Genomic DNA, 24,180 nt, shown 5'->3' with positions numbered 1-24,180 from the left:
TTACAATTTTGCGTAATTCTTACATGTTTAAAATGCTCATTCGAAAGTATTAGGTAAAGGAAATTACAATGAGCTCGGTTTCTAATGTATTTCATAGCAAATGGTTTAACTCATTTGCGGTTATTTTATTAGTCCTTATTATTGCCAGAATAGCTGCACCTTATGCGCTTCAGCAGTACGTAAATTATCAGCTAAAACATACGCAAGGTGTTACGGGGCATGTTGGTGATGTAGATTTGTTTTTATATCGCGGTGCCTACGCGATTGACGACGTTGAAATTTACGCTGTTGATGCAACTTCAGCTCCTAAGCCTTTACTGAGTATTCAAACTCTCGATTTTTCACTTGCGTGGTCAGCCCTTTTAAAAGGGAATTTAGTCACAAACATGGCTTTTACGCGTCCTGAGATAGTTATTTACGATAAAGACCCCAATGCTTCTGAGCAAAATCAACAAGTAAAAGATGAAACCACTTGGGTGGGACTGGCGAATGACTTAGTACTGTTTTCTATTGATACCTTAATAATTGAGCAAGGCAAGTTAACCTTAGTTAACTCAACCAATAACGGTGAAAAACCCACTTTTATATCAAATATTAATGCCAAAATTGAAAATATAACGAATGCGCAAAACCTATCAAAAACACTTGTGACTACTCTAAACGTAGAGGGGGCGTTAATGGGGGAGGCCGCATTAAAACTTGATGGCAAACTAGACCCTTTTAGCAAACACGCTAATTTTGATTTTAACGCAGAGGTACAGCGCTTCTCAGTTAAAAATCTCGACACTGTATTTAAAGTGTATACACCGTTTGATATTGAAGCGGGGGGGATTGATGGCGCAATGGAACTTGTGGCTAAAGATAATAACTTAAATGGTTATGTAAAAGCGGGTGTTCAAAACCTGAGTGTATTTTCTTGGCGAGAAGATATAGAAAAAGATGATGACGGTATCTTTACTGCTATATTTGAAGGCAGTGTAGATTTACTGGGCTCTATACTTGAAAACGATGAGTCTAAGCTTGTTGCTGCACGCATTCCTATAGAGGGGCAATTAGATAATACGGATGTTTCGACTTTCCAAGCCGTTATTTCGGTTTTAAAAAATGCTTTTTTTGATGCGTTTAAAATGAAAGTGGATAATGTTATTTCTTTTGAAGATCCAAAGAGTGATGAATCTTTAAGTAATAAAAGTAATAAAAGTAATAAAAGTAATTAATGTATTTATATTTCCCAAATTAAACGTTTAACTCTAAGTAACACCAACATTATTGATATTGGTGTTACTTAGTCTAGATATTTCTATTTGTCTTTACTTAATAGCGCTTTAAGCTCTGCAATTTGAACTTGTAGCTCATTTACCTGACCTTGTGTTGCAGGTAGAGAATCGTTATCCGCAAGCTCTTCTCGGGCATTTCGGTGCTCCTCACTCATTACCTCAAGTATTGCACCTACCATCATGTTTAAAAATACAAATGCAGTTAAGAATATAAACGTAAGGTAATAAATCCAGCTTAATTCGTACACCGCCATTGTTTCGTACATTATGTCGGTCCAATCTTCAAACGTTGCTATTCTAAACAAGGTAAGCATTGATATTGAGACGTCTTGCCAAAGTACGGGGTTGATTTCAGCAAACATCATGCTACCCATTGCAGCGTATATATAAAAAATAACAAACATTAACAGGGCTATATAACCCATTTGCGGAATGGCTTTGAGCAATGAGTTAACCAATAAGCGCAGCTCTGGGATCATCGAAACCAATCGTAACACTCTAAATATGCGCAACAGCCTAGCAATTAACATTGTAGAGCCAGCAGCAGGGTATAAACTGCCCAATACTATGATAGTGTCAAATATATTCCATCCCTTAGAAAAGAAGTCTTTAATGCCTTTACTTGCAACAAAGCGGATTATTAGTTCAATTAAAAAGAATGCAGTAATGCCAACGTCCATCCAATTTAGAGCAAGCTCTACGGTAGGATGTAGTGAGTAAGTGTGTGCACCTACTGTAAGGGCAGAAACAATAATTACAGCTATAACAAATGATTGAAATATCTTGCTTTTGTCTATACGCTGAAACAACTTTTGTAACTGCGACATCATAGTAATAGATCCTTTGGATATTAAGATTTTATGGCGCTAATATACAATAGTATCGTAATAATTTAACGCTTTTTCGATATAGAAAGTGTAAGGAAATTTAATGTTTATCAATAAACTAAAAAGCAGCGCATTACTTATTATTGGATCATGTGTTTTGGCTGGCTGCAGCTCTGATGCACGTTTTCATGAATTACAATCGGCGCGCCTTGATGAGTGTAACTATAAAGCTGACAAAGAATATTACGAATGTCTAGATAAACAAGACTCTAACTACGAAGAGTTTAAAAAACAGCAACAAGCCCAGACTAAATAAGTAACCTTTATATTTATGACTAAAACTCAAAAACAGCGCGATAAGCAAATTCGCTTAGCGCTTACTAATGCATGCGAAGCAATTAAAGAAATGGTAATTGGTTTTGATTATCTAACGCATACAGTTGATTTAAATAACGAAGTAAACACGTTAAAAGTACAATGTTACTTTATTGATGAGGTAGCCCGTGAAGATGCAAAACCGCAACTTGATGAGTTAACGCAGATTATACTTAGCCAGCTAGCAGCTATTAAGTTGAACGCAAAACCAGCACACATCTCATTTTTAGCCAATTAACAGCGGTTTAGTTGGTATGACATCACATGGACGTTATAATTAGATAAATTATTTTTAGGGTTTAAATTATGGCTGTTCCTTCGCGTTCGCAAATTTCACCAGGTACCACAGTAAATATTGTATTAAAAGAAGATCAACGCAGCGGCACATTAACAGAAGGTGTTGTTGAGCGCCTTTTAACAAAATCACCAAATCACCCACACGGTATTAAAGTACGTTTAGAAGATGGTCAAGTTGGCCGAGTAAAAGAGATTTTATAATGGCAACGTTAACAGAGCAGGCTTTTTGGGATTTAGTAACAACGCCTGATTTAGGGCTCGATCCGCAAAGTGTGAGCGATAACCTAAAAACTAAACTTAATGATTTAAGCGATCAGCACCTTATTGATTTTGATAAACACTTTGGCATACATATGCGTAAATGTTTTACCTGGGATTTGTTTGGTGCCGCTTTTGTGATGGCTGGATGTAACGACGATTACGGTTTTAGCGAGTTTAGATGTTGGTTAATTTCGCGCGGTAAAACAGTATTCGAAAACGCTTTAGAAAATGCTGATTCGTTAGCGCAGTGTACACCTGTTTATTACTTAAACGAGCAGCCTTACCCGTATATTGATGAGTATGATTTAATAGCCGGTTTATTATTTGAAGAACGCAGCGAAGACGAATTACCGTTTATTCCATCAGGCAGTGATGAACCTAAAGGTAAACGTTTTAAAGACAAACCTAAGTTCTTAAAGCAAAGCTACCCTTTATTATTTGCAAAGTACTGGCAATAAAACAAACAGTAATTTGAGCGCTATTCAAACAATTTTATGAGTTCAATTTCCCTTCAAGTAAGCGCATTGATATAAATCGTTTTGCTGTTTAAGCACGTATTAACTAAAGTACTTAACAGCAAAATGGTTTGTAATGCAGTATCTAGGATGAATCTTTGTGGATTTAAATGTGTTCAATCTAAGGGATTTATTTGCGGCACGAGGTTTGTAACCTAATGGGCTCGGTAATTGCTCTTGCGTTATCTTACTGGCTTACACACATGTAAGAATCAGTATAGTCGAGCAAAGCTCCCTTAGCTGCTCGTGTCTTGGTTCCTGAATACGACTTCTCTCCTTTTATAGTAAATCTCTGTTATAGTTGTTAAAAGTTATAAAAGCTAAGTGATTAGGCATTTTGCTATTATTTAACACGCTGACTCACGAGGATACACCCACGAAATGAAATATTTAACACTCGCTTTATTAACACTCGCTTTATTAACTGTCGCTTTTACAAGTGCAAATGCTTTTTCTGAGCCGAGTAATAAAACACGATTTATACCGCTTTTAAAGTCAAAATTGGGGGCCTACGAAGTTGTGTCGAGCAACTCAGGGTTATGCGTTAACAGCAATTTGAGTTTGACAGATGAAAGTGATTTAAGTGCTGGTTTTAAACTTGGTGAGCAAATTGTATTTGGATCGCTCCACAATGGTACCCGAACCATTAAAAAACCAAACTTTTGCTTTATAACCAGCACGCTTAAATATAAAAGTGATGGCCTTGAAAACGGCTTAAGAATGAGCCGTTGTGAAAGCCCTGCAAACGAAAAAACAATCAGTCAAAGTATCAAATTTTTAGCTGATAACACACTCAAATATACATTGAGCGAACCCAATGTAGAGTGCACATTTAAAAAAGCAGATGGGAGTAAATAAAGCATCTAGTAAGTAGCAAATCATTCGCAGTATATTTTAGGGATATCGCGCCAACGCGTAGTGTACTGCGGCGACAAAAAATCACGGTTCATGTGCCACCGGTCATTTAATTTACTACTTGCAAGGCTTAGCATTCCTTTTCCGTATCGATTGTTAATTGTGTCTAAGCATTGCATAAGTTTTGGATTATCAGGGCTTTTATTAAATAAGTCATTTTGCTGAAACTGTTCTGATATTAGCTCTACCGCACCCACACCACACTTATAAAACCGTATACCGGGTTGGTAAATCTTATTAAATACCTCAGATACAGCATTAGCCATCACGCAGGTGTCGTTAGTGGGTGAGGGGAACTTATACACAAAATACTTTTTATAATATCTATTTTCGTGCGCGCCACTGGCTGCAAAAATATAAAGCTGGTGAGTGAGCGAGTGTTGCGCTCTTAATTTATTAGCCACTGTGGTTACATGGTTAATTAGCGCTGTTTTAAGTGCTGTTGGCTCACATATGCGCTCTCCAAAACTACGGGTCGAATAAATCTCCCGCTTATCTTGTCGTACATCATCCCAGTTTAAACATGTTATCCCGTTAAGCTCGCTTACTGTGCGTTCAACAACCACACTAAATGCACGGCGCATTGCTCTAGGGTTTTGCTGAGCAAGATCCCAGGCGGTGTGTATATTCATTATTTTAAGTTTTTTAGCTAGCCGCCGGCCTATTCCCCACACATCTTCGCAGCTCATTCTTTGTAAAATAGCTTGGCGAGTTTGTTCGCTATTTATTACTGCTACACCATTAAAACCACTGAGCTTTTTAGCGGCATGGTTAGCGGCTTTTGCTAAAGTAGGGGTCGGGCCAAAACCAACACCTACAGGAAGTTTTGTTTCGCGCCATACTGTGCGTCTTATTGTATGACCGTATTCATGCCAGTCTTTAATTAATGATGTGTAGCCATCAAAGTGCAAAAACGATTCATCAATACTGTATATGTGCTGTGTATCGCAAAAGCGAGCGATGATGTTCATCATTTTGTCGCTTAAATCAGCATAAAGCTCGTAATTACTAGAGCGAATAACAACGTTGTTTTGCTCAAGTAAATGCTTAACTTTAAAGTACGGGCCAAATTTAGGAATATTTAAGCGCCGAGCAATAGGGCAAATAGCGCATACACAGCCATCGTTATTGGTAAGTACAACCACGGGTTTTGATCGAATAGCAGGGTCAAATACTTTTTCGGCACTGGCATAAAACGACACAGCATCAACTAAGGCATACATTTTAGTAACTCTGGGCTTTGCCTGTGCATTCTTATTGATAGCGTTACTACGCCTTCGAGCTGAAACTCGTCTGCAGAGGTGAGTTGTACAGGCTTATGTAAAGAAGACGCTGAAAGCAGCCGCGCATTGGTTTTATCAAGCAGTTTGCATACAAAAAGACCATTTAAGTTAGCAACAATAACGTCACCATTTTCTGCAGGCTCTGCACGGTCGATAACTAATAAGTCCCCTTCAAAAATTCCGACTTCTTGCATAGAGTTACCCGATGCTAGGCCAATAAAGGTAGCATTTGGGTGCTTTATTAAAAGCTCATCAAGGGTTACACCTAGCTCGGTGTACTGCGCTGCGGGCGATTCAAAACCACACACGCCTGCTTCTATATAAATGGGAATGACAAACATAACACAACCTAAAACGCATATACTGTATAAGTGTACAGTATATGCGTTTTGTGTAAGTTATGCCAAGAAATGTATAACCGATCAATCCATATTTTTGATCATTTGCTGTGCGATATCTAAAAAGTCTTTGATTTGCTGAGGGTTTAAGTTTTTACACATTTGATTATTTATTTTCTGCTCTGAGGCTAATAACTTATCAAAAAGAACTTTACCTTGCTCTGTGAGCGACAAAATAAAGCAGCGCTTATCGTGCTCACTTGCCTGTTTATTTATTAAATTTAAGTCAATAAGATCTTTAATTAAACGTGCTATTTGCGCTTTGTCGCGCTGCGTTTTAGTAACAATATCGTTAGCCGTACAGTTATTTACGCTCGCAATAATATGTATGCAGCGTACGTGCATAGCATTAATACCAAGTTCGCCTGCGTTAATTGCTTCACGAATTGTAACGCGGTAATTTTGCATCAATTCAAATAGCGTATTTGATAAAGGTGTATTCATAAAACTCTCAATATAGTTGACAAAGTCAATTAATTTGTTATAGTTGATTTTATCAACCAATGGGGCGTTGTGCAATTAAACATGTAATAAACCTTCTGAGGAGATCAAAATGAGTAGAAAAGTACGTCGTGCAACCGTAATAAGCACAACAGCGATAGCTCCGCATTTAAAGCGTTTGGTTGTTGGCTCAGATGAGTTTCATGATTTTCCTGCGGATCAACAAGGTGCGTACGTAAAAGTACTATTACCACATGCTGGACAAGATGAGGTTGAAATTGACCTCAAAGCAGCTGAACCTGCACCTAAGCGCTCATATACAATCAGAGCGATTGATACTATTAACCATACAATTACGCTTGATTTTGTCGTCAATCAGCATCGTGGTATCGCAACTGATTGGGCTAAACAAGCAAAACCTGGTGATAAACTCGCAATTGCAGGCCCTGGCCCTAAAAAGTTGGGTGATTTTAGTCAGTCGCAGTATTTGATGATTGCTGATTTAACCTCAGTTAATGCTATTAACGGCTATTTACAACAACTACCTGCAACAGCTGATGTTGATGTGGTCATACACGTTACAGACTCCCAAGATATCATCAAATTAGATACAATAGAGGTGCATACTAAACATCGTATTAAGTGGTTAGTTACGACTGAGCCACAAATAGAGTTAGTAGAGCAGGTCGCGCACTGTTTAAATAAGTACACGGGCACACCATTAATTTTTATGGGGCTTGAAGGCTCACTTGTGCGCACAATTCAAAACCTTGCGAAAGAGCAGTTTGCGGTCCCCAGTGCAAAAATAGTGTGTTCAGCGTATTGGAAGCGTGGCATCGATGCCGATGGCAAACCAGCCCCTTAGCCATAAGTGAATGTTGTAGTAATGATAAATTAGAGTGCATACCCATGAGAGGAAGTTTACTTAAACAAAATAAGCGTCTCACAGCACTTACTTTAGAATAAGTAAACTTAGGTATGCACTCAGGTTCGGTGTCGAGACGTTAAAGAGTCTTAACTAATCGATTTAAGCATTTAACTTCTAGCGGGCTAAATAAAGCGCTAACTGCATTAGTAGTTTTTGATTGTCGCAATGTTAATCTCGACAATTGCTCCACGCTTTTGGATCACTTGGGCGGCCAGTAAATTACCCGCTTGTGCACATTGTTTTATAGGTTGCTCTGTTAACCACTGGGCTAAAAAGCCGGCGTTAAATGAGTCACCTGCGGCGGTAGTGTCGATCACTTTTTCTACAGCGACAGTATTAAACAGCTCGACTGAAATTGAATTATCAAGGTGTTTTTTACTGTATTGGCAGCCATCCGCGCCGAGTTTTACAACGACCTCATGAGCGCCTTGTTGGTGCAAACGCTCGGTACATTGCGCAACATTACTATCTCCCCATAATTGTGCTTCATCGTCAAAGGTCACTAATGCTAAATCGGCTAGTGCGTATGCTTTATTATTGGCAAGGTGGCAGTGCATTTTGCTTGACCATAATGCAGGGCGATAGTTGCTATCATAAATAATTTTTATGCCTTGCTGTTTTAGTAACGCTAAATGGCTGAGTAAAGTATGGCAATCTTGCTCTGCTAAGATTGCCAGCGAGATCCCCGATAAATAAATAGCATCAACTTCGGCAAGGTTGGTTAGTACTTTTTTAAAATCAGTATGTTGCAATAAATATTTAGCGGCTGAGTCGCTACGCCAATACTGAAAAGTACGCTCCCCTGACACATCGTTTTGAATCATATACAAACCTGGTTGTTTGTTATGACTGAGCAGCACATTGTCAGTATTAATATGGTGAGCTTGCCATTTTTCAATCAGTGCACGACTTAGTGGATCAGTGCCCATGGCACTGACGTAATTGACGTTTACTTCATTGCCTGCGAGTTTTTTTAAGTAAATGGCGGTATTCATGCTGTCGCCGCCATAATTTTGTTGCATAGCAGTAAATGGTTGGCCGCTAAGCTCAACCATACATTCGCCAATAATTGCGATGGACTTAGGTGTCATTTATAACGTCACTCCTTTTTTCCAAATAGCGACTTCACGAATGTCGTTTATTTCATTGCAAGTTGGTTGGCCGTTTACGATGTTGACTAGCAGTTCAACAAACTCCCCGTGAACTTGCTCCATTGAGACATCGTTAATTAAAACGCCAGCGTCAAAATCTATCCAGCGTTTTTTCTTATTGGCAAGTTCTGAATTAGTAGCAATTTTTAACGTTGGCACAAATCCACCATAAGGCGTACCGCGGCCAGTGGTAAATAACACCATATGACAACCTGCAGCACCAAGTGCGCTGGTGGCAATAGGGTCGTTACCTGGTGCATCTAATAGATTTAATCCAGGTATTTGCAGGCGTTCACCATAGTGTAAAACCGCTTGTACTTTACTGGTGCCGGCTTTTTGCGTACACCCTAATGATTTATCTTCTAAGGTAGTGATCCCGCCTTTTTTATTACCTGGCGACGGATTTTCATAAATAGGTTGATTATGAGCTTTGTAATAACCTTTAAAGTTATTAACCATGTTAACGAGCTTGTTAAAGGTTTCCTCGTCTTTACAGCGCGACATTAATAAAGTTTCAGCGCCAAACATTTCAGGTACTTCGGTTAATACCGTTGTGCCACCTTGAGCAATTAAATAATCTGAAAAATAACCCAGCATCGGATTCGCTGTGATACCAGACAAACCATCGCTGCCACCACATTCAAGGCCAAACTTTACTTCAGATAAAGTACCTGGTTGACGTTTATCTTGTTTTACTTGGGCATAAATTTGTTCAAGTAGCGCAACGCCTTCTTCAATTTCGTCATCAGCTTGTTGGGTGATCAAAAACTTAATTCGGCCTTCATCGTAATCCCCTAAGCCATCACGAAATGCCGGTAATTGATTATTTTCACAGCCTAAGCCAACGACTAAAGCACCACCTGCATTAGGGTGCAGTGCCATATTTTGTAGCAGTATCCGTGTTGTGTCTAAATCATCGCCTAGCTGAGAGCAGCCAAATTGGTGAGGGAAAGCATAAATGCCATCTATCTCTAACTGTGGGTTACGTTGTTTAAACTCTTTGATCATTTGATTGATCATGCCATTAACGCAGCCAACCGTAGGGATCAACCAAATTTCATTACGAATACCGACTTCGCCATTTTGACGACGGTAAATATTAACAGCAGGTGAGGGCGTTGCTTCACTTTGCTCAATAAACTCAGGAATATACTGATAATCTAACTCATCATTAAGCGTGGTTTTAACGCAGTGGGTATGCACCCAACCGCCTTTTTGTATATTCTCTAGAGCAAAGCCTATCGGCGCACCGTATTTAATAACGTTTTCTTGTTTATTAATATCACGTAGCGCGACTTTATGACCTTTATCAATGTTCTCATTGACTAAGAGCTCTTCGTTATCAACGGGCAGTATTTCACCGGCACTGATATTTCGCATTGCAATAGCAACATCATCGGTTGGATGTAATTTTATTAGTGCTTTCATGTTATTGGCCTAATTGTTTAGTAAGCGTAGCAGCAACACCGTCGGTGAGCATAGTACGTAGGTGAGTTGTAACGGTGGCAGTCAATTCAGGAAGTTCATTTAAATCACTTTCCCAATGCCATTTTGCACCTAACACTTGTTCTACAAGGGCTGTTAATGACAATGCATTGTTATCAAAGTCATGCCAAAGCGTATTAAATAATTCTAACCATTGTGGTGCGTCGCTTAATTCAATCGGTTGGTCATTACGTAGGCCTTTATACATCAAAATTTGCCCTGCAATAGCCAATGCCATCATATTTGGAACCGCGTTATTAGTTGCTACATAAGTATGTAACTGCGGCAAAATACGGGTCTTAAATTTAGTCATACTGTTGAGTGAAATAGACAGTAATAAATGGCAAATATACGGATTTCTAAAGCGGTTCAGTACATCATTGGCAAAGCGCTTTAATTCATCTTCAGGTAAATCAAGAGTGGGAATAATTTCAGCAAAGATTAATTGCGTTAGGTATTTTTCAAACAAAGGATCGGCCAGCGCATCGCCCACAGAATCAATGTTCGCCATGTAAGCTAGTGGCACTAAAGCCGTATGAGCACCATTTAAAATACCGACTTTTTGTTGTTTGTAAGGTGAAATATCATCAACAATTTTTATATTTAGATCACTGTCTTGCAAGCATAATAATTGTGCTAGATGCTGCGGTCCTTGAATAACAAACAAGTGAAAGTACTCAGCGGTCACCATAAAGTTATCTAAATAACCTAACGATTCTTGTAGTTGTTGATGCTCATCACGGGGGAAGCCGGTGACAATACGGTCAACTAAGCTTGAGCAAAAGTGGTTAGCTTCATTCAACCAGCTTGAAAACGCCTCAGGTAGTTGCCAAAGTTGGCAGTATTGAAACACGATTTCTTTGAGTTTCTCGCCATTGTAGTCAATTAACTCACAAGGGATGATCACCATACCGCTGTCAGCTGAGCCGTTAAAGTGATTAAAGCGATGGAACAACCACTGCGTTAATTTAGCTGGGAATGCCTTAGCGGGAGCGTCGTCGAGTTTATCAGTATCAATATATTCAATACCAGCTTCAGTGGTATTTGAAAAAATAATTTTCAGATCCGGATTCTCAGCTAATGCCATATAACGCGGAAAATCTTTATAGACAGGAATTTCTTCATTGATTGAACTAATAATACGATGATCGGCGACGGTTTCACCTTGCTCGTTTAAGCCACGAATAATAGTGGTATACAAACCGTCTTGAACATTAAGTAAAGGAATTGCGTCATAATCAATAGGACGAATAACTGCAACGCCGGCGTTGAGAACACTTGTTTCATTGAGTTTATCAATTTGCCAATCGATAAATGCACGCAAGAAATTCCCCTCACCGTATTGCATTATTTTTGTTGGGTATTTGTCTTTATTAAAGTTTTTTCTATTCAGTGCTTGCATAATAAGAACCTATAAACGTTATATGGGCTGATTGATATTTATATCTTAGTCATATTTGCCACCGGTGGCAAATAGTATTTGACAAATTGCCACCGGTAGCGAAGAATAAGTGTTAACAAGTTTAGTTAATTCAATTTACATTGAATTAGTAATTACGTAATAAATACTTTAATACAGGAGTTTAAAATGACAGCCACCTTGTTTGATCTAACTTTAAAAACAGCACTCGTCACCGGTGCAAGCCGCGGCCTGGGTCAACAAATTGCACTGGGTTTAGCCGCTGCTGGCGCAAAGGTTATTTGCAGTAGTAGCAAAGAGCGTGGCTGCCAAGCAACGTGTCAGATGATCGAAGAACGTGGCGGTGTGGCTTTTGATTATGCTGCTGATTTGAGTAATGCAGACTCAGTTAATGCATTAGCAAACAAAGCGTTAACGGAACATGGCGAAATAGATATTTTGGTCAATGTTGGCGGCACTATATTTCGCAGCCCAGCGGTTGACTACCCGTATGAGCAGTGGCAGAACGTGATGAAAGTAAACCTTGATGCCAGTTTTTTATTGGCCCAAGCGGTTGCGCCAAACATGATCAAACAAGGGTTTGGAAAAATAATTAATATTGCCTCAATGCTGTCATACAGCGGCGGTATGACAGTACCAGCATATACCGCGAGCAAACATGCGGTAGCGGGTCTTACTAAAGCGCTGGCAAACGAATGGGCGCAACACAATATTCAGGTTAATGCTATTGCGCCAGGTTATTTTAGAACCGACAACACCCAAGCATTACAAGATGATGCCGCCCGTAATAGTGAAATTGAAAAGCGTATCCCTGCGGGGCGTTGGGGTGAAGCAGAAGACTTAATTGGTTCAGCCATATTTTTATCTTCAACAGCCAGTGACTATGTCAATGGCCATATTCTTGCCGTTGATGGTGGCTGGTTAGCACGATAATTTTTAATTTTAGGTAGCATGTTATGAACACACAAATAGAGTCACGTTATGCCGTTGGTCCAAATGAAGTTAAAGGCTATGACACCCAACAGTTAAGAGATGAGTTTTTGGTCGACAAACTCATGCAAGAGAACACCATTTATTGGTTATACACTCACTACGAGCGTTTTATGGTGGGCAGTGCGGTGCCAACCAGCGCACCGCTTAGGTTAGAAACGGTAGACAACTTAAAAGCAGCAAACTTTTTAACGGGTAGAGAGCTTGGTGTGATCAATGTTGGCGGCAGCGGCACGGTGACTGCTGATGGAGAAGATTTTCAGCTTGGCTATAAAGATGCCTTGTATTTAGGTAAAGATACCAATGAGGTGCTGTTTACTAGTCATGACAGTGGCAATCCGGCAAAATTTTATCTTAATTCTGCACCAGCTCACCACAAATATCCAAATAAGTTAGTGACACGTAATGATGCCAATGTATTGCATTTAGGTGCGCTTGAAACCTCCAATGAGCGCGATATTAATCAGATGCTGATCAATACCGTAGTACAAACATGCCAACTACAAATGGGGCTAACGGAATTAAAACCAGGCAGCGTCTGGAATACCATGCCAGCTCATCAGCATGATCGTCGCAACGAAGTGTATTTTTATTTTGAAGTGCCAGAGCAGCAAGCGGTGTGTCACTTTATGGGCGAGCCGACTGAAACTCGCCATATTTGGGTACATAACGAGCAAGCAGTGGTATCGCCACCATGGTCAATTCACTCAGGTGCTGGCACACAAAACTACAGTTTTATTTGGGGCATGGCAGGCGAAAACCTCGATTATGATGATATGGATAAATATCAACCGGGCGAGCTGAGATAATCAGCTCTTTCATGATCATATAGCGATAAGAAGAAATAATAATGAATAGAAATCTTCTCATAAAGATAATGCTGTTTTTGTCGTTATTTTTGCTAACTAGTTGCAGCGATGACAAAAAAACAGTGCGATTAACTTTGGCACATACATTAGACACGCGCCATGTGGTGCATCAAGCAATGGAATATATGGCTGAACGTTTGGCATTTTATTCAAATGGCACAATGGAAATTGTTATCTATCCAGGTGGTCAGTTGGGGTCTGAACGTGAACTCATTGAACTATTGCAAATAGGTAGCTTATCAATCACTAAAGTATCGGCAAGCCCGCTGGAAGGCTTTGTACCTGAGATGAAAGTGTTTGGCATTCCGTATTTGTTTCGCGATAGTGAACATTTTTGGCGTGTACTTAAAAGTGACTTAGGCACCGAGCTACTTAATAAAGTAAGCACTGCAAGGCTTAAAGGTTTGGGATATTACGATGCAGGCAGCCGCAGCTTTTATACCACCAATGGCGCGATTAATACCCCGGATGATTTAATAGGAAAAAAAATTCGCGTGTTAAATAGCCCTACAGCTGTGGCGACGGTACAAGCGTTAGGCGGCGCTGCAGCACCGATTGCATGGGGCGAATTGTATGCCGCACTGCAACAAGGTGTAGTTGATGGCGCAGAGAATAATCCGCCAAGCTATTACTTATCTCGTCATTACGAAATCGCTAAATATTATTCGCTGGACGAACATACGTTTGTTCCTGATGTGATTTTAGCAAGCTTAAAAGTTTGGAACTCACTTAACAATGAACAACAACAGTGGTTAACCCAAGCAATGGCCGACTCAGTTGAGTACCAACGTTCATTGTGGCAAAACGCATCTGATGAGGCGCTTAAAGCCGTGATCGCAGAAGGCGTACAAGTGACTTATCCTAATAAACAAGCGTTTCAAGATAAAGTGGCTGATTTTCATGCTTCGTTCGCTGATACAGCGGTTGCAGCTCACATAAAAAAAATAAAAAGCATGTAGGAGCAAACAATGCGACAACTCAACACACACTTAAATCGCATCATCGAGCGATTACTGATTTTGGCCATGATAGCAATTGTAACCGTTGTTTGTTGGCAAGTATTTTCACGATTTATTTTACGTGCACCGAGCTCATACACCGAAGAGTTAGCGCGTTTTATCCTGATTTGGATTGGGGTATTGGGCGCATCTTACGCGTATCGCACTAAAGCACATTTAGGACTTGATCTGTTTTATCAAAAAATGATCCCGTCACTTAGGTATAAGTGTTCATTTTTAATCGAAATCTGCGTGCTGATCACAGCATTAAGTATTTTTGTTTATGGTGGCAGCCAATTGATGATGTTGAGCTTTGAATTAAAGCAAACCTCAGCGGCGCTTGAGATCAACATGGGTTATGTGTATGTCGTTTTACCGCTAAGCGGGGTGTTGATTGTGATTAATTGCATTGAAAACCTGATCAATTATGCACAGCAAACATTCACGGAGGAAGCGTAATGGACTTAACAGCCATCGTTTTAATTATTTGCTTTTTTGCTTTATTGTTAATTAATGTACCTATTTCTTTGTGTATTGCGCTATCAACATTAGCAGCGCTATTAATGCACATTGATTTTACGCCTGCCACCACGACCATAGCCCAGCAAATGGCCGGTGGCATTGATAGTTTCGCATTATTGGCAATCCCATTTTTTATCTTGTCTGGATTGATAATGGGTCAAGGCGGCATTGCTAAACGGCTGATTGAATGTGCTATGGCGATGATAGGCTTTTTACCCGGCGGCTTGGCACTAGTAAATGTAATGTCGTGCATGTTATTTGGTGCAATATCAGGATCTGCCGTTGCAGCCACATCGGCGATTGGTAGTTTTATGGTGCCAGAAATGAAAAAACATGGTTACAGTGCCAGTTTTGCTGCGGCGGTTACCGCAAGTGCAGCGACTACGGGCATGTTAATACCACCGAGTAATATTTTAATTATCTATGCCATCGCCAGTGGTGGGGTGTCGATTGCGGCATTATTTATTGCCGGCTACTTACCGGGAATTTTAGTGGGGCTGGCGTTGATGATTGTTTGCGCTATTTACTCTATTCGCAACAATTACCCTGTAACAGCAAGACTGCCATTTAACATTGTGATGAAAAAAATACTCGCAGCTTTGCCAAGCTTATTGCTTATTTTTATTGTTATTGGCGGCATTATTGGCGGTGTATTTACCGCAACTGAAGCAGGCGCTATTGCCGTTATTTATGCTTTAGTACTGTCGGTATTTATCTACAAAGAAATCAATATAGCTGAAATGCCCGCTATATTACTAAAAGCTTGTGAAACAACGGCTATTGTAATGCTGATCATTGCCGCGTCATCGGGCATGTCGTGGTTATTGTCATACACACATATTCCACAGCTGGTCAGTGAGTTCTTTTTAACACTCAGTGATAATCCGATTTTAATCTTGTTGTTGATCAATCTGATTTTAATTTTGGTTGGCGCGTTTATTGATATGACACCTGCGGTATTGATTTTTACACCGATCTTTTTACCGGTAGCTGAGCAATTTGGTATGTCGCCGATTCAATTTGGTATTATGATTGTATTAAACTTATCAATTGGCTTGGTGTCTCCGCCAGTTGGGAGTGTGCTGTTTGTCAGTTGTGCGGTGGCGAAAACATCGTTACATAAAATAATTAAGCCAATGATGCCGCTGTATGCTGTGATGTTTTTAGTCTTGATGTTGGTCACATATGTACCGGCAATCAGTGAAACGTTACCGCGTTTATTTGGTTTAATCGAGTAACTAACCTGAACTTAGGATAATTTATTTGTCAGCGTTTAGGTTAACTTAATCAAACAAATCTGTGATGGAGCTCTACAGCTCCATTTTTCTTTTAAATCAAAGTAGTCAATGTATAACAAGAGCTGACTAACTACTTCTATGGATCTACGGTTAGTGTTAAACTTTGCAATCATCCTAAATAGGAACTTTTATGTCAGTAACGATTAATGATGTAGCTAAGCTGTGCGGTGTTTCAAAGCGCACAGTTTCACGTGTGATCAACCGTTCTCCCGCTGTGGGTGAAGCGACGCGGGAGCGAGTGCTTAAAATTATCAGCGAAGTTGGTTTTTCTCCTGACAAACAAGCACGGGGGCTGGCATCAAGTCGTTCTTATTTATTAGGTTTAATTTATGATAACCCCGATGCATTGTATATTGATCAGGTGCAACGAGGTGCATTAAGCGTCTGCTCTGAACTTGGCTATGAATTGGTTGTTCATCCTAGTTACTCTAAAAGTGCTGAATTTATCGACGATTGCCTGTCATTTATCTCTCGCTCTAAGCTTGATGGCGTGATTATTTTACCGCCAGTATCTGAAAACAAAGAGTTGGCTGCAGCAATTCGTGAAGCAGGTTGTCCTTATGTGCGCTTAGCATCGGTAGATTTAGATGATGCTGATAATATTGTGGTCTCAGACGAACGCGCAGCAATGAAAGAAATGGCCAGCTACTTGGTTGAACTTGGTCATAAAGACATTGGTTTTATTTCTGGACCGCAAGTTTATCGTTCTTCAATCGAACGCTTAGCTGGATTTTTAGCTGAACTGCAACAATGTAATGTGCAACTGCCAGGAAATCGTATTATTGAAGGCAAAAATAGTTACGAAAGTGGTATTGAGTGCGCTATGACATTGTTAAGCACTGAACCAAGACCAACGGCCATTGTTGCTAACAACGACGAAATGGCGGCTGGGGTATTACGGGTTGCCAGTAATTTAAATATCAAAGTACCAGAACAGCTATCAGTAGCAGGTTTTGATGATAATATTTTGGCTTCACGGATCATTCCATCGCTAACGACTATTCGAAGACCGGTACAAAATATGGCATGTTTAGCGGTACAAAAACTCATCAATAAAAGCCAATCGACACAAAGTGAAAAAATTAAATTAGATGACGTAGTCACTCCTTACTTAGTGAAGCGTGAATCTACCAACAGATGCGCTAAATAGTACCGATTGCCCCCCCCATAATAACCTTTTTGTTACAGACATATAAAGCGCCTAACTGACAGTAGGGCGCTTACTTCTATCCGTAATCCAATATACTTTTTTGATTTAATTAATGAGTTAATTAAATTTGAGGAGCACCTTTGATAAAATAGCATGAAATATCGCTGTTAAACCAAACGGCCGATATGCTGCTTAAAGCGTAAAATGCATAGCGCTCGTTTTTAATACCTGGAACATTTTAAGTGCTGTAAGCCCCGGCTGATATCAATTGTATTAAGTTACTGACCATTTATAGCGATAGATAAATACAGTGATAACAAGGCAGAAATTTTGATAGGGTGTTCTTGGCAATTACTCCTGCATTGCTCTACCTCCTGCATCTATGCAGTAGTACTTGAAAAATTACTAACTCAATTTAATAACGTTAACTTCATGCCCTCGCTCTTTAACCGCAGCGCCTGTTAATCTCTTTGTGAATTATTAACTTGAAGATTTTGTTGCGCAAAGAGAAAGGAATGATATGGATAAAAAATACCCTTGCTGTGCGGGGCAAGGGTATTGGTAACTATCAAATTGTCTTAAAGCAGCGCTTGGCTGCTCTCATTACAACTACTGAATGGTTATCTCATCCAATGTGATAGTTGCTTCACTTTCCGTTCTGAGAGTGATGAATGAGGTTGCTGTGGCTACCAACCCATCGACGGTGTACGTTTGACCAGGGACGAGCTCTTCAAGTTTTACTGAATAAAACTTTGAAGAGCCGCCATGGATCGAATTAGCGCTACCTGAGGTATTGTTATCTACATATATTTGGAAGCTTTTTGCGGTGTTACCTGCTACAGCCGCGACTTTAAAGCTCACTTGATAGTTGTTACTTAAATCAAGTAGACCCGTTGTGCTTGCATCCGCTGAGGTGGTATTCACCGCAGGGGTGGTATTGGCAATGCTAATACGTGCACCTGTCATGGTTAGTTGCCCAGCGGATACATCGATTGTGCCTGTTACACGATGAAACAGCGGGGTCCCCGTACCCGCTAAACCTGATAGGTCGCGGTAGCTATTACTAAAAAATTCGTCAGCATTTGCTGCGGCAAAATTTTCAGTAAATGGTAAACCAAGCGGCTGTTGCACAGGTGGCTCACTTGGCGCTGCAATGTCTGGGATGTCTAAATCGCTTTGATCTATTTTACCAATACCGGCATGGGCAATAACATGCGCTTTAACGTCCATTACTGGAGTTAACTTATACTCGTAAGGTGCTTGGTATGAGCTGGTGGGTGTCATACCTGTAGCAGTAACCTCTGCTGCCACATCGCCGTCAGCCACATCACCCCAAGTAACGCCTTCACCTAGGTAGTTACCAGAGGTATTCCAATAACCAATTACTTTTGAGTAAAAAGAGACCACAGGATTTTTAGTATGCTCAAAGTAGTTATTCTCAATATGTAGCTCTGCGCCCATTCGTGAGTTAATCGCGCTAGAGGTGATATTGTTATAATAGTTGTTGAATATATGGCCTAGACCAAATCTAAACAACGGAACACGCGATATGATGTTTTCAAAGCGGTTATGGTGAAAGGTAATATGACGATTCTTGTTGCTGCTCGAGTCATCATCACTGTGACCATGGAGTGACGTTTTCCAGCTATCGTGAATATAGTTATATGAAATGGTAATGTTTTCAGCACCCGATTTAGAATCGATTAAACCATCATAATAATCTTGATCAACATTTAACGATGAATAGAGTTCGTTATGATCAATCCAGATATTCGCGGTAGGTTTATTTTCATCACCTTCAATCGAAATACCATCTTTACCGCCGGTAAGTACTTCATGGATTTTTAAGTTTTGGATAATGATGTTATTAGCACGACGAATAGCAATGCCGATACCACTTAGCTCACCACGATCTGCCACACCAATGATTGAGATATTATCCATATCTTTAATTTCGATAGAAGAATTATCGCCGCCACTGTTTGCATCAGTAATGACACCGTCGACATAAATAGTCACTGGAACACCTGATGATTTTGCTTGTGCTAAAGCCGATTTAAGCGCTGTGCCATTATCAACGGTCACGACTGTTCCACCTTCGCCACCGGTTAGGTTAAAATTATAACCAGCAAAACCCAGACTATTATTCACCGGTGTAATTGCAATTGGCTCATCTGGCAAGATTGGGATTGCTAGTGGTTCAGGTGTCCAACCTTGGCCATCATTAAAGCTTGCAAAAATAGCATTACGCTCAAGTAAGTTAACCACGTCGCTGTCTTGCATAATGTAACCGCCAACACGGGCACTTAAATCAAGGGCATTACCTGCTAAATCCATGCTGCCATACTCGCGCCAGCCACTGGTAGCCGTTGCAATTTCTGGATTTGGTGCAGGTTGACTGTTAACACCTTGCACAGCCCAACCTGAGGTTGCAATGTGGGTATCAAACTTATTATTGATAAGCGTTATGTTATCGAAATATGTGTCACTACCACCACTGCGTGCAATATAGGTTGAATTATCTAACACATCATTGCCAATTGGTCCTGGGCCATGAGTAAAACTACTGTTTAAAAAGATAAAGCCAGGATCTGTTTGCACAGGTACGCGTGCTTGTAATACATAGCCTCCAGAGGTGTCTTTCGTTGGGTCATTGTCTTTAGAGTCACCTATAGTGCGTATTTCACTGCTTTCAAATAATGCGGTAACTGGGTAGCCCCAAATAAAGTCAACATTACCAGCAACTAAGCTGTTGTAGAACCAGCTATAACCTTTCAGTAATAGGGTATCTTGTTCGCTAATAAAGCTGGCATTATTAGCCACTAAACGACCATTACTATTAAAGTAAATTGTTTCAGCTTGGTTTGAATCAACCTTGTTACGCAAATGCGTGTTTTTCAATGTTAGGTTGTTGATCACTAACATATCCGCACCTTCAACTAAGAATACACCACGACCGCCACCCGGTGTGCCAGAACCTACAGGCGCACTGCCACCTGAGCCACCATTGAGTGTTTCGAAGTTTTCGTACTGAATAATAGTATTGTCTTGGCTTTGCCCTTGTATAGTTACGTTATTTTTATTACGTAAGAATAGCAGTTCATTATATACACCATCTTTGACTGAAATGGTGGTTTGCTCATCTTTAGCAAGATTTGCCATTGCAAAGTTAAGTGCACCTTGCACGGTTCTAAAGTCAGCTACACCGTCATCATCAACCAATAGTTGATTGCTTGCCGGCGTTGTCACTTTAGTGGTGAACGTCCATTGGCTATTATCACCGAGGCCAATAAAATCAGTACCGTTGAGTTGTGCGCCTAATACCACATCATCACCAATGACAACACGATAAGTATGGCCATATTCAAGCACATTATTATGCGGTTTAATGGTTAAGGTATTGCCTTCAATTGTGAGCGGGTAGTAGTACACAGAGCGGACTTTATCCTGGCCGGTGTAGCCTATCACATCGACATTTTTACCCACTTTGAGGGTATCAACAAGCGTGTTGTCGTTTTGCTTATAAATACGAACTTCACCTAAACTACCAAAGGTAGGGGCGTTATCAAAAGTAAGCGATAATTGGGTATCAACAAATTGGTTATCGCTAGCAATCGCTGGCATTACTTTAGCTGTTAAATCACCATAGTCAGCAGTTGGCATAACAAAGCCTTCTGCAACAGAGACTTTAATAGTACGGATAATACTTGGGTCTGAATCCGATACAAATGTGATCGTTGCATCGCCTGCAGCAATCGGTGTAAGGGTGATCGTATTTGCATCGATTGTAACGCTCACCACTGCTTCATTGCTTGAAGTGACCGTGTAGGTGTCGGCTGTGATACCGTCGTTTTTAATCGCTGTAACGTTGATCAACAATGGATCCATACTGGTACTTGTATCCCAATTAGGCTCTTTGTAATCAAGGGTTAACTGAATTGGCTTGATGCTAGGGTCGCCCACTTTTACATCATCAATTTCAAACGAACGATTATTCGTAAACACACCAATTAAGCCACGCGCTGTATAGCTGGTATCAGTCGCAGAGCCCATTTTCTCACCATCTAAGTATACGGTAAGTTGATCATCAATCATCTCAAATCGAGTGGTGTACCAAACGCCGTCTTCTGTAGCGCCTTTTTCACCGAGTAAGATTGGTGATTTTGTTTGCACTGGACGCGCAATCGACCCTTCGCTACTAACGGCGACTTCCACTTGCGTACTGCTTGATGAGTTTTGCACATTTAAGCCACCGGCGTACCAATTACCGGCATTTAAATAGCGTGCCATCAAAAAGATCTGCTTATTGGCCGTGGTAGAGTTCTGACGTGGGCGAATTTTCGCTTCAACAAAGTAGTTACCTGTCGAAGGCACGTTTGCCATAGCTTCTTCAGTGGCTAAAATTAGCTCGCCCCCAGCTCCGCCTGCGGTGTATCGCATCATGTTATTACCCATGATATCAAGTACATCAAACTCACCCATTGGGGCTTCAGTGTTATCTGGATTGGCTAAAATTTGCCAATTATTTAAATCACCATTGGCAAAATCATCACAAAAATACAGTTCAGGTGCATCCGTGCAGCTAAATACAGATGGATCTTTAACATACTCAACTCTGAGGTTATTGATAACCACAGTGCCGCCTGTTTCGGTACGTAACTGTAAAAATGAATTTTTAGTCGCAAGCTTTCCGGGTACTGTTAAAGTTTGACCAGCAGTAAGCGAGTTGATCAATTCATTATAAAAACGTGAGTCATTACCATGGATTGATTTAGAACTGCTTGATGAGTTGTTATCCACATAAATTTGGAACTTATTATCACCTTCAGGGTCACTTATACTGACAATATCCATCACCACTTGATAAGGACGAGACAAATCCAGCGCTCCACTGGTGGTGGTATCCGTTGCTGCTGTTTCAATACCTGGGGTGGTGTTACCTAATGTGAAACGACCTCCATTGAGTTCTAATCCAGTATCAATCACAGTGACTGAGCCGCCTGTTTTGCTAAACATGGGGATTTCATCGCCGTTTGCATCAATAATTTTTTGATGATCAACAGAGAAAATATCCGCAGTAAGTGCGGTAAAGTCAGTGGTAATTGGTAATTCTACTGTTGGGATCTCACCTTCCACAGGAGGATCAATCGGTGGTTCAACCGGCGGTTCAACATCTGGTACGTCGGTTGCCACTGTTTCAATGGTTAAGTTATCAATGACAATCATTGCCGCTGAATCAGTGCGTATTTGGAAATATGAATTTTTAATCTCAGGATTTAAAATACCGCGGGCATCGACATGAGTCAGATCAGGGCCAGTATTTACATCTTCGCCTGGAATGTAGGTATATGAAAACTGTTGACCTGCAGGGGTGTTGGTTTCGTTTATGTCTTTACCATAAAACTTTGAAGCGCCACCATGCACTGAATTACTTTGACTGGCAGTATTATTATCAACATAAAGCGATAATCCACCAGCACTATTATGAGAAACAACATCAAAGCTAATGGTAAACCCTTCGCTTAAATTATAAATCCCCACACCTGAGCTATCAGTCGCTGTTGATTCTTTGCCGGGCAGGGTATTACCGATGGTAATACGGTCGCCTTCAAGAATTAGTTGGCCTGCTACATCGTCAATTTTTGCACTACCGCCACTTTTAAAATATAACGGGCCGCTGCCTTGCTCATCCGATAAGCTTTTATAGCTCGATGAGAAAAATGTTTCAGTGTCAGTATCAAACTCTTCAATTAAGGCTAAACCAGCTTGCTGAGCTAAATCGTTGAGTTTGATTAACTCTTCTTGAGCTTGTTGTTCGGAGAACACTAAAATATTGTTTTTAGCATCATCATTACTATCACAAGTAAGCACCAGTGTTGCCAATGCACTTGGATCGCTGGTGGCACAAACACTATAGGTATTATTAACCGTATTATGGGAACGAGAAATTATATACTCTGTGGTAGCTGATTCGCCTTCACCTGAGGTCAGTGCAAGTACGCGATTACCAAATAAAAACGAATAATTGCCTGTTACTGTTTCGCTACCATCCACTACTTGGCTGAATGTGCCACTAAGGTTTGCTTCATCAACGGGTGTTAATATCAACTGTGCAATACTTGCCTCACTGCCTTGTACTAATGGGTTATACAATGTTCCGCTAAAATCGGCAGTATTAAATGCTAAAGGTTGGGTGCTGTTGTATTGCTTAAAAATAAAATCAACAAAGTGCACAATCGCTTGATCAGCTGGAATTAAGGTATTATTAGCTGAGCCTGCATCAGCGAGCCACGCATTAACGTTTGCCTCAAACTCATCGCTACTAAAATAGTCCGTAATCGTTTGTCCTTCGGCTAAAGTCATAACGGCTGCTTGTGCTGCTTGCTCGCTGATGGTGATGCCATTGCTAGGATCACCATCAACATCTAGTGACTGTAATAAACGCAAACTATTAATAACAGCAGGATGAAACACGGTATCTGTCGAAAATAAAGCAAGTGGAGTTAATACATTGGCGGCAGAGACCGTAGGGAAGGTAAGTGCACCAATTGAGAAATCGATAGCTTCACCTCTAAAGTAATCGAATTGTCCATTTGCGTTTGTTACACCATTGCTTATTGATGGGCTGTTGTAGGTTAAACCAGCAACAGGGCTGTCAACAAATATCCCTTGCACTGGTGGTAACGGAGCTTCTTTGACATTGATAGAACTATCTTCACCGCAGCCTGCTAAGATCGCGGTGATCAGCAAACACGATGGTATTTTTATTGTATTATTCAT

At 40.4% G+C, this 24,180-nt stretch carries 21 protein-coding genes; 13 read left to right on the top strand and 8 right to left on the bottom strand.

Annotated features, from left to right (window positions below):
* The first annotated feature begins 68 nt into the window (after window positions 1-68).
* Window positions 69-1,217, top strand: coding sequence for a DUF748 domain-containing protein (locus RB214_RS19230; RefSeq protein ID WP_309169172.1), 1,149 nt, complete (start codon window positions 69-71; stop codon window positions 1,215-1,217).
* An 83-nt stretch (window positions 1,218-1,300) separates the two neighbouring features.
* On the opposite strand, the gene RB214_RS19225 is transcribed toward RB214_RS19230, so the two are convergent.
* Complete coding sequence (locus tag RB214_RS19225; RefSeq protein WP_004334787.1) at window positions 1,301-2,107, bottom strand: ion transporter; 807 nt, start codon at window positions 2,105-2,107, stop codon at window positions 1,301-1,303.
* A 100-nt stretch (window positions 2,108-2,207) separates the two neighbouring features.
* On the opposite strand from RB214_RS19225, the gene RB214_RS19220 reads away from it, so the two are divergent.
* The 5 genes from RB214_RS19220 (at window position 2,208) to RB214_RS19200 (ending at window position 4,410) form a co-directional block, all read left to right on the top strand.
* Window positions 2,208-2,420 (top strand): hypothetical protein, encoded by a 213-nt coding sequence (locus tag RB214_RS19220; protein WP_004334789.1) that lies wholly within the window; start codon window positions 2,208-2,210, stop codon window positions 2,418-2,420.
* A 15-nt stretch (window positions 2,421-2,435) separates the two neighbouring features.
* The gene (locus tag RB214_RS19215) at window positions 2,436-2,717 is read left to right on the top strand and encodes a hypothetical protein (protein WP_004334792.1); all 282 of its coding nucleotides are present in this window, start codon (window positions 2,436-2,438) and stop codon (window positions 2,715-2,717) included.
* A 68-nt stretch (window positions 2,718-2,785) separates the two neighbouring features.
* A complete protein-coding gene (locus RB214_RS19210; RefSeq protein WP_004334795.1) occupies window positions 2,786-2,977 on the top strand; it encodes a YwbE family protein in 192 nt (63 codons plus the stop codon).
* Window positions 2,977-3,495: a DUF4240 domain-containing protein gene (locus RB214_RS19205; RefSeq protein WP_004334799.1), complete on the top strand. Its 519-nt coding sequence runs from the start codon at window positions 2,977-2,979 to the stop codon at window positions 3,493-3,495. The genes RB214_RS19210 and RB214_RS19205 overlap by 1 nt, the downstream gene beginning before the upstream one ends.
* Before the next feature lie 438 nt (window positions 3,496-3,933).
* The gene (locus RB214_RS19200) at window positions 3,934-4,410 is read left to right on the top strand and encodes a hypothetical protein (RefSeq protein ID WP_309169171.1); all 477 of its coding nucleotides are present in this window, start codon (window positions 3,934-3,936) and stop codon (window positions 4,408-4,410) included.
* Window positions 4,411-4,430: 20 nt separating this feature from the next.
* Here RB214_RS19200 and RB214_RS19195 read toward each other — a convergent pair whose 3' ends face one another.
* From RB214_RS19195 to RB214_RS19185, 3 genes are all read right to left on the bottom strand, one after another.
* A complete protein-coding gene (locus tag RB214_RS19195; protein WP_309169170.1) occupies window positions 4,431-5,690 on the bottom strand; it encodes a Y-family DNA polymerase in 1,260 nt (419 codons plus the stop codon).
* Window positions 5,678-6,091, bottom strand: coding sequence for a S24 family peptidase (locus tag RB214_RS19190; RefSeq protein WP_004334808.1), 414 nt, complete (start codon window positions 6,089-6,091; stop codon window positions 5,678-5,680). The genes RB214_RS19195 and RB214_RS19190 overlap by 13 nt, the downstream gene beginning before the upstream one ends.
* Window positions 6,092-6,172: 81 nt before the next feature.
* Entirely contained in the window at window positions 6,173-6,592 is a 420-nt protein-coding gene (locus RB214_RS19185) for a MarR family winged helix-turn-helix transcriptional regulator (protein WP_309169169.1), read from the bottom strand.
* A 109-nt stretch (window positions 6,593-6,701) separates the two neighbouring features.
* Between RB214_RS19185 and RB214_RS19180 the strand changes: the two genes are divergently transcribed.
* Complete coding sequence (locus RB214_RS19180; RefSeq protein WP_004334813.1) at window positions 6,702-7,454, top strand: siderophore-interacting protein; 753 nt, start codon at window positions 6,702-6,704, stop codon at window positions 7,452-7,454.
* Window positions 7,455-7,660: 206 nt separating this feature from the next.
* Here the strand turns inward: RB214_RS19180 and RB214_RS19175 are convergent, their stop codons facing one another.
* The 3 genes from RB214_RS19175 to RB214_RS19165 are packed head-to-tail and all read right to left on the bottom strand — an operon-like array spanning window position 7,661 to window position 11,555.
* Window positions 7,661-8,608 carry a sugar kinase gene (locus tag RB214_RS19175; protein WP_165742661.1) on the bottom strand — a complete coding sequence of 316 codons (948 nt, stop codon included), beginning with the start codon at window positions 8,606-8,608 and terminating at the stop codon, window positions 7,661-7,663.
* Complete coding sequence (locus RB214_RS19170) at window positions 8,609-10,096, bottom strand: altronate dehydratase family protein (RefSeq protein WP_309169168.1); 1,488 nt, start codon at window positions 10,094-10,096, stop codon at window positions 8,609-8,611. It abuts the gene before it with no gap.
* Window position 10,097: 1 nt separating this feature from the next.
* On the bottom strand, window positions 10,098-11,555 hold the full coding sequence (locus tag RB214_RS19165; RefSeq protein ID WP_309169167.1) for a tagaturonate reductase: 1,458 nt from the start codon (window positions 11,553-11,555) through the stop codon (window positions 10,098-10,100).
* A gap of 186 nt (window positions 11,556-11,741) precedes the next feature.
* Here RB214_RS19165 and RB214_RS19160 point away from each other — a divergent pair, with 186 nt between their 5' ends.
* From RB214_RS19160 to RB214_RS19135, 6 genes are all read left to right on the top strand, one after another.
* Entirely contained in the window at window positions 11,742-12,506 is a 765-nt protein-coding gene (locus RB214_RS19160; RefSeq protein ID WP_309169166.1) for an SDR family oxidoreductase, read from the top strand.
* Between the two features lie 23 nt (window positions 12,507-12,529).
* The gene (kduI, locus tag RB214_RS19155) at window positions 12,530-13,372 is read left to right on the top strand and encodes a 5-dehydro-4-deoxy-D-glucuronate isomerase (RefSeq protein WP_165742664.1); all 843 of its coding nucleotides are present in this window, start codon (window positions 12,530-12,532) and stop codon (window positions 13,370-13,372) included.
* A 68-nt stretch (window positions 13,373-13,440) separates the two neighbouring features.
* Entirely contained in the window at window positions 13,441-14,391 is a 951-nt protein-coding gene (locus RB214_RS19150) for a TRAP transporter substrate-binding protein (RefSeq protein WP_375144352.1), read from the top strand.
* A 9-nt stretch (window positions 14,392-14,400) separates the two neighbouring features.
* Complete coding sequence (locus tag RB214_RS19145) at window positions 14,401-14,889, top strand: TRAP transporter small permease (RefSeq protein WP_309169164.1); 489 nt, start codon at window positions 14,401-14,403, stop codon at window positions 14,887-14,889.
* Window positions 14,889-16,190, top strand: coding sequence for a TRAP transporter large permease (locus tag RB214_RS19140; RefSeq protein ID WP_309169163.1), 1,302 nt, complete (start codon window positions 14,889-14,891; stop codon window positions 16,188-16,190). Before RB214_RS19145 ends, RB214_RS19140 begins: the two co-directional genes overlap by 1 nt.
* A gap of 190 nt (window positions 16,191-16,380) precedes the next feature.
* A complete protein-coding gene (locus RB214_RS19135; protein WP_145239108.1) occupies window positions 16,381-17,400 on the top strand; it encodes a LacI family DNA-binding transcriptional regulator in 1,020 nt (339 codons plus the stop codon).
* 609 nt (window positions 17,401-18,009) lie between these two features.
* Here RB214_RS19135 and RB214_RS19130 read toward each other — a convergent pair.
* Window positions 18,010-24,180, bottom strand: coding sequence for a pectinesterase family protein (locus RB214_RS19130; RefSeq protein WP_309169162.1), 6,171 nt, complete (start codon window positions 24,178-24,180; stop codon window positions 18,010-18,012).

It is taken from the genome of Pseudoalteromonas sp. HL-AS1 (genome assembly GCF_031198785.1).
Classification (GTDB): domain Bacteria; phylum Pseudomonadota; class Gammaproteobacteria; order Enterobacterales; family Alteromonadaceae; genus Pseudoalteromonas; species Pseudoalteromonas distincta.
The sequence above is the reverse complement of the archived record's forward strand: the minus strand, read 5'-3'. Positions and strand labels throughout refer to the sequence as shown.

Coding starts and splice junctions, on each gene's coding strand:
- RB214_RS19185 (WP_309169169.1), bottom strand. CDS start 6,592: ATGAATACACCTTTATCAAATACGCTATTTGAATTGATGCAAAATTAC.
- RB214_RS19200 (WP_309169171.1), top strand. CDS start 3,934: ATGAAATATTTAACACTCGCTTTATTAACACTCGCTTTATTAACTGTC.
- RB214_RS19180 (WP_004334813.1), top strand. CDS start 6,702: ATGAGTAGAAAAGTACGTCGTGCAACCGTAATAAGCACAACAGCGATA.
- RB214_RS19140 (WP_309169163.1), top strand. CDS start 14,889: ATGGACTTAACAGCCATCGTTTTAATTATTTGCTTTTTTGCTTTATTG.
- RB214_RS19160 (WP_309169166.1), top strand. CDS start 11,742: ATGACAGCCACCTTGTTTGATCTAACTTTAAAAACAGCACTCGTCACC.
- RB214_RS19170 (WP_309169168.1), bottom strand. CDS start 10,096: ATGAAAGCACTAATAAAATTACATCCAACCGATGATGTTGCTATTGCA.
- RB214_RS19190 (WP_004334808.1), bottom strand. CDS start 6,091: ATGTTTGTCATTCCCATTTATATAGAAGCAGGCGTGTGTGGTTTTGAA.
- RB214_RS19150 (WP_375144352.1), top strand. CDS start 13,441: ATGCTGTTTTTGTCGTTATTTTTGCTAACTAGTTGCAGCGATGACAAA.
- RB214_RS19165 (WP_309169167.1), bottom strand. CDS start 11,555: ATGCAAGCACTGAATAGAAAAAACTTTAATAAAGACAAATACCCAACA.
- RB214_RS19195 (WP_309169170.1), bottom strand. CDS start 5,690: ATGTATGCCTTAGTTGATGCTGTGTCGTTTTATGCCAGTGCCGAAAAA.
- RB214_RS19145 (WP_309169164.1), top strand. CDS start 14,401: ATGCGACAACTCAACACACACTTAAATCGCATCATCGAGCGATTACTG.
- RB214_RS19215 (WP_004334792.1), top strand. CDS start 2,436: ATGACTAAAACTCAAAAACAGCGCGATAAGCAAATTCGCTTAGCGCTT.
- kduI (WP_165742664.1), top strand. CDS start 12,530: ATGAACACACAAATAGAGTCACGTTATGCCGTTGGTCCAAATGAAGTT.
- RB214_RS19220 (WP_004334789.1), top strand. CDS start 2,208: ATGTTTATCAATAAACTAAAAAGCAGCGCATTACTTATTATTGGATCA.
- RB214_RS19130 (WP_309169162.1), bottom strand. CDS start 24,180: ATGAATAATACAATAAAAATACCATCGTGTTTGCTGATCACCGCGATC.
- RB214_RS19230 (WP_309169172.1), top strand. CDS start 69: ATGAGCTCGGTTTCTAATGTATTTCATAGCAAATGGTTTAACTCATTT.
- RB214_RS19135 (WP_145239108.1), top strand. CDS start 16,381: ATGTCAGTAACGATTAATGATGTAGCTAAGCTGTGCGGTGTTTCAAAG.
- RB214_RS19210 (WP_004334795.1), top strand. CDS start 2,786: ATGGCTGTTCCTTCGCGTTCGCAAATTTCACCAGGTACCACAGTAAAT.
- RB214_RS19225 (WP_004334787.1), bottom strand. CDS start 2,107: ATGATGTCGCAGTTACAAAAGTTGTTTCAGCGTATAGACAAAAGCAAG.
- RB214_RS19175 (WP_165742661.1), bottom strand. CDS start 8,608: ATGACACCTAAGTCCATCGCAATTATTGGCGAATGTATGGTTGAGCTT.
- RB214_RS19205 (WP_004334799.1), top strand. CDS start 2,977: ATGGCAACGTTAACAGAGCAGGCTTTTTGGGATTTAGTAACAACGCCT.